General features: G+C 68.7%; 4 protein-coding genes. 1 reads left to right on the top strand and 3 read right to left on the bottom strand.

Translation table 11 applies throughout. The annotated features are described in order from the left end of the window. Together AC1DO7_RS39390 and AC1DO7_RS39395 are read right to left on the bottom strand one after the other, a co-directional pair. A partial coding sequence (locus tag AC1DO7_RS39390; RefSeq protein WP_477117428.1) for an efflux RND transporter permease subunit occupies window positions 1-1201 on the bottom strand: 1201 nt, incomplete at its 3' end. 30 nt (window positions 1202-1231) lie between these two features. Next, a complete protein-coding gene (locus AC1DO7_RS39395; protein ID WP_477117429.1) occupies window positions 1232-2476 on the bottom strand; it encodes an efflux RND transporter periplasmic adaptor subunit in 1245 nt (414 codons plus the stop codon). Window positions 2477-2943: 467 nt separating this feature from the next. Between AC1DO7_RS39395 and AC1DO7_RS39400 the strand changes: the two genes are divergently transcribed. Then, window positions 2944-3708 carry a TetR family transcriptional regulator gene (locus AC1DO7_RS39400; protein ID WP_441612804.1) on the top strand — a complete coding sequence of 255 codons (765 nt, stop codon included), beginning with the start codon at window positions 2944-2946 and terminating at the stop codon, window positions 3706-3708. Window positions 3709-3732: 24 nt separating this feature from the next. Here AC1DO7_RS39400 and AC1DO7_RS39405 read toward each other — a convergent pair whose 3' ends face one another. Next, complete coding sequence (locus AC1DO7_RS39405; RefSeq protein ID WP_477117430.1) at window positions 3733-4788, bottom strand: ABC transporter substrate-binding protein; 1056 nt, start codon at window positions 4786-4788, stop codon at window positions 3733-3735. Window positions 4789-4792: the final 4 nt, after the last annotated feature.

Raw genomic sequence — 4792 nt, forward strand, 5'->3', positions numbered from 1 at the left:
CCAGCACCATGCCGAACATCGTCAGCACGTTGATGGRGAAGCCGAACGCCAGCAGCATGCCGAAGGTGCCCATCAGGGCCACCGGCACCACCAGCGTGGGGATCAGCGTGGCGCGGAAATTTTGCAGGAACAGGTACATCACCAGGAACACGAGCACCACGGCTTCGAGCAGGGTCTTGATCACTTCCTCGATCGAGATCTTCACGAAGGCCRACGTGTCGTAAGGCACGCTGTACTCGTAGTCGCCCGGGAAGAACTTCGAGAGCTCTTCCATCTTCGCGCGCACGGCGGTGGCCGTGGCCAGCGCGTTGCCGGTCGGCGCGAGCTTGATGGCGATGGCCGCCGACGGCTTGCCGTTGGTGCGTGCCAGCGTGGAGTAGTCGGCGCCGCCGAGCTCGACGCGGCCGACGTCCTTGATGCGCACCGAGGAGCCGTCCGGGTTCACGCGCAGCAGGATGTTGGCAAACTGCTCCGGCGTGGTGAGGCGGCTTTCGGTGGTGACGGTGGCGTTGAGCTCGGTGCCCTTGGGCGACGGCGTGCCGCCCAGTTCGCCCACGGCGACCTGCACGTTCTGCTCGGCGATGGCGGCGGTGACATCCTGCGGCGTCAGGTTGAAACCCGTCAGCTTGGACGGGTCCACCCAGATGCGCATGGCGTACTCGGTGCCGAACAGGTCGGCCTGGCCCACGCCCGGCACGCGGCGGATCGAGTCGATCACGCTGGCCGAGACATAGTTGCCGAGCTGGATGGCGTCAGCCTGGCCAGACTTGGACGAGACCGTCAGGAACATCATGTAGTTGTTCCCGGCCTTGTCCACGCGCACGCCCTGCTGGCGCACTTCCGCCGGCAGGCGCGCTTCCACGCGCTTGAGGCGGTTCTGCACCTCGACCGAGTTCAGGTCGATGTTGGAGCCCGGCTCGAAGGCGATGGTGATCGACGCCAGGCCGGTGGCTTCGCTGGTGGACTGATAGTACAGCAGGCCAGGCGCGCCGTTGRGTTCCTGCTCGATCACCGAGGTGACCGAATCCTCCAGCGTCTTGGCCGAGGCGCCCGGGTACGTCGCCGTGACCGAGATCGTCGGCGGTGCGATGTTGGGGTACTGGGCGATCGGCAACTGCTGGATCGACAACACCCCGGCCAGCACGATGATCAGCGCGAGAACCCACGCGAAGACCGGCCGGTCAATGAAAAACTTGGCCATAAAACTGGCTCCCTTGGTATTGCGCTGTGATTAGCCTTGCTTGGCGTCGGCCTTCTTGTCGGCCTTTTCCGTGGCGACCGCGGCCGGTGCCGAGGCGCCGCCGGCGGCCTGCTGCGCGGCGGGCTCGGAGGCGGCGGTGACCGGCGCGGCGAACGGCACCGCCCTGGCGGGCGCGCCGACCTTGACCTTCTGCAAGCCCTCGACGATCACCTTCTCGCCGCCCTYGAGCCCTTCGGTGACGATCCAGTTGTCGCCGATGGCCTGGGGCGCCTTGACCGGCAGCGAAGCCACCTTGCCGTCGCCGCCCACCACCAGCACCGACGCGCCCTGCGCCGTGCGGATCAGCGCGCGCTGCGGCACGGTCAGCGCGTTCTCGTCGACGCCCTGCTCGATCTTCACGCGCACGAAGGTGCCCGACAGCAGCTCGCGACGGGCGTTGGGGAACTGCGCGCGCAGCGTGATGGCGCCGGTGGTCGGGTCGACCGTCATGTCGGAGAACAGCAGCTTGCCGGTCTCGCCGTACTCGCGGCCGTCCTCGATGAACAGGTGCACGCGCGCGCCGCCGTCGACGCCCTTGACCTTGCCGCTCTCGATGGCGCGCTGCAGCTTCATCACTTCGCTGGCGGGCTGGGTGAAGGTGACCCAGATCGGGTCGACCTGCTCGACCATGGTCAGCTTGGTGGCTTCGCCGCTGCCGACCAGCGCACCCTCGGTCACCAGCGCGCGGCCCACGCGGCCACTGATGGGCGCGGTCACGGCGGTGTAGCCGAGGTTGATCTGGGCGGTGGTGACCGCGGCCTTGGCCGCGGCGATGTCGGCGCTGGCCTGGCCGGCGGCGGCCACGGCTTCGTCGTATTCCTGCTTGCTGACCGCGTTCACGGCCACCAGCGGCTTGTAGCGCTCGGCCTTCTGGCGCGCCGCCACGGCATTGGCCTCGGCGCGCGCAAGGCTGGCCTTGGCAGACTCGGCCTGCGCCTGGTAAGGCGCCGGGTCGATCTTGAACAGCAGCTGGCCGGCCTTGACCTCGCCGCCCTCGCGATAGTTGCGCGACAGCACGATGCCGGCGACGCGCGCCCGCACTTCGGCGGTGCGCACGCCTTCGAGGCGGCCCGGCAGTTCATTGATGACCGACACCGTGGTCGGCGTCACGGTGACCACACCCACCTCGGGCGGCGGCATGGCGCCGGCTTGCGGCTTCTTGTCGCCGCAGGCGGTGAGCGCAAGCGCCGACAGTACGGCAGCGGCAACGCAGGTGATACGTTGGGACTTACTCATCGATAACCCCATGATGGCAATTTGAAATCGGCCGCATGCGCTCCCGGTGTCGTGTCCGGATACGGCGCGGCCTGCCAGCCGGCAACGCCGGCGGCAGGCAAAAAAGAAGGACGTTAGCCACTTCGGGCTGCCCTGGCAGGGCCAAAGCGACGAATGGCGAAAAGCCGGTAACGACATGCCGACCGGGCACCGCGAACAAGCCGGCGAACAGCCGCCGGAGACGAAGGAGATCGCGGCGCCACTCCGGACCGTTTGGCTGGCCGAAAGTCAGGCGAACGCGTATTATATATACATCCGCGCATGTATGTAAGTGCCTGTTGCAATGCGTCGATACTTGCCCCATATATCGGCGGCCCGGCGATGGCCTGGCGCGCTCGTGGAGCGCACCCTCGTGCGCGGCGGCCCCACCGCCGGCACCCCGGGAGAGACAACCAGACCGGCCCGCGTGGCCGGCAGCTGAGAACATCATGGTCAGACGCACCAAGGAAGAGGCGCTTGAGACGCGCCACCGCATTCTCGACGCGGCCGAGGCCGTGTTCCACGCCCGCGGCGTGGCCCGCCCGTCACTCGCCGACATTGCGGAGGCCGCCGGCGTGACGCGCGGCGCCATCTACTGGCACTTCAAGAACAAGAGCGATGTGTTTGCCGCCATGTCGGATCGCGTGCACTTGCCGCTCGAGGCGCTGTGCGAGCCCGAGCGCATCGCCAGCCAGGAAGATCCGCTGGGCAGCATCCGCGACATCTGCGCCTTCGCGCTGCGCCAGACCGTGGAGAACCCCCAGTGGCGGCGCGTGTTCGAGATCGTCTTCCACAAGTGCGAGATGGTCGAAGAGAACGGCGCCATCTTCCAGCGCCAGCGCCAGTCGCACCACGAAGGCACGGTCAAGATGCGCGAGCACCTGCGCCTGGCGGTGGAGCGCGGCCAGCTGCCGGCGGACCTCGACCTCGATCTCGCCGTCAACGTCTTCCATGCCTCCATCGGCGGCATGCTGTCGCACTGGCTGTTCGCGCCGGAGGACTTCGATCTCGAGACCAACGCCGCGCGCGTGGCGGACGCCTTCATCGACACGCTCAGGCTGTCGCCCGCCTTGCGCCAGGGCTACGTGGCGCGCCCGGTGGCCGCGCTGAACGAGGAAATCGATTCGATGTGCCAGGAGGCCCAGGCCAAGGAAGCCGGGCAGGCCGCGCAGAAGGCGGCACAGAAGGCCGCGCGCGCCACGCAGCCCGGCTGAGGTTCGGTCCGTTCAGCCGCCCGCTCAGCCGCGCGTGGCGTCGCGCCAGCGCGCGAAGAAGGCGCGCTTGCGCAGCGTGTCCTGCGCCGCCAGCAGGCCGGGACCCACGCTGATCGGCTTGAGCGCGTAGCCCAGGCGCTCGGCCAGCGCCGCCGCGGTGTGCACGCTGTCGGTATCGGAGCGGATCGTATAGAGCTGCGAGGCGCTCTGCCCCAGCACGGTCTGGCCCGCGCGCGACAGCAGGAAGTCCAGCCACAGCCGCGCCGCATTGGGATGGGCCGCGCGGCGCGCGATAAAGGCCACGCGCGACATCACCAGGGTGTAGTCGCGCGGCGCGATCACATCGATCTCCGCGCCCCGCTCCATCAGCGACAGCGCATACGAGCCCAGCAGGTTGTAGCCCATGACGAACTCGCCAGAGGCGATGCGCTCGATCATGCTGGCCGTCGACGCCGACAGTTGCACGCCGCAGCGGCCCAGCGCCTGCGCCAGGTACCAGAACTCGTCGCCCATGCGCGCGTCCTGCTGCGCCAGCAGGTAGCCCACCCCGGATTTCTCCACGTCATAGGTCACCACGCGCTGGCGCCAGCGCGGCGTGTTGTCCTGCAGCAGCCGCGCCAGGCCGGTGCGGCTGCGCGGCGCCTGCATGCCGGCGAAATGGCGGCGGTTGTAGACGATCACGGCCGGCTCGAAGGTGGTTCCCCAGGCCTCGTCGCGCCACGCCGCCCATGACGGCAGCCCGGCGCGCTCGGGCGAGGCGTAGCGCAGCGCATGGCCGTCGTTGACCAGCTTGATCTGCAGGTCCATCGCCGTGCTCCACAGCACGTCGGCGGTGTCGGCGCCAGGCGGCTGGCCGGCGGCAAGGCGCGCGCTGTCGGCCAGGAAGCGGTCGTTGAGCTCCAGCGTGTTGAGATCGCGGTAGCGCACCTTGATGCCCGGATAGCGCGCCTCGAAGGCGCTCACCAGGGGCTGCGCGACCTCGGTGTCGGTGGAGGCATGCACACTGACCACGCCTTCCTGCAGCGCGCGCGCGATGATCTCCGCGTAGCTCTGCGGATAGCCCGCCGGCAACGCCGGCACGGAT

It is taken from the genome of Cupriavidus sp. 05N40 (assembly GCF_056397305.1).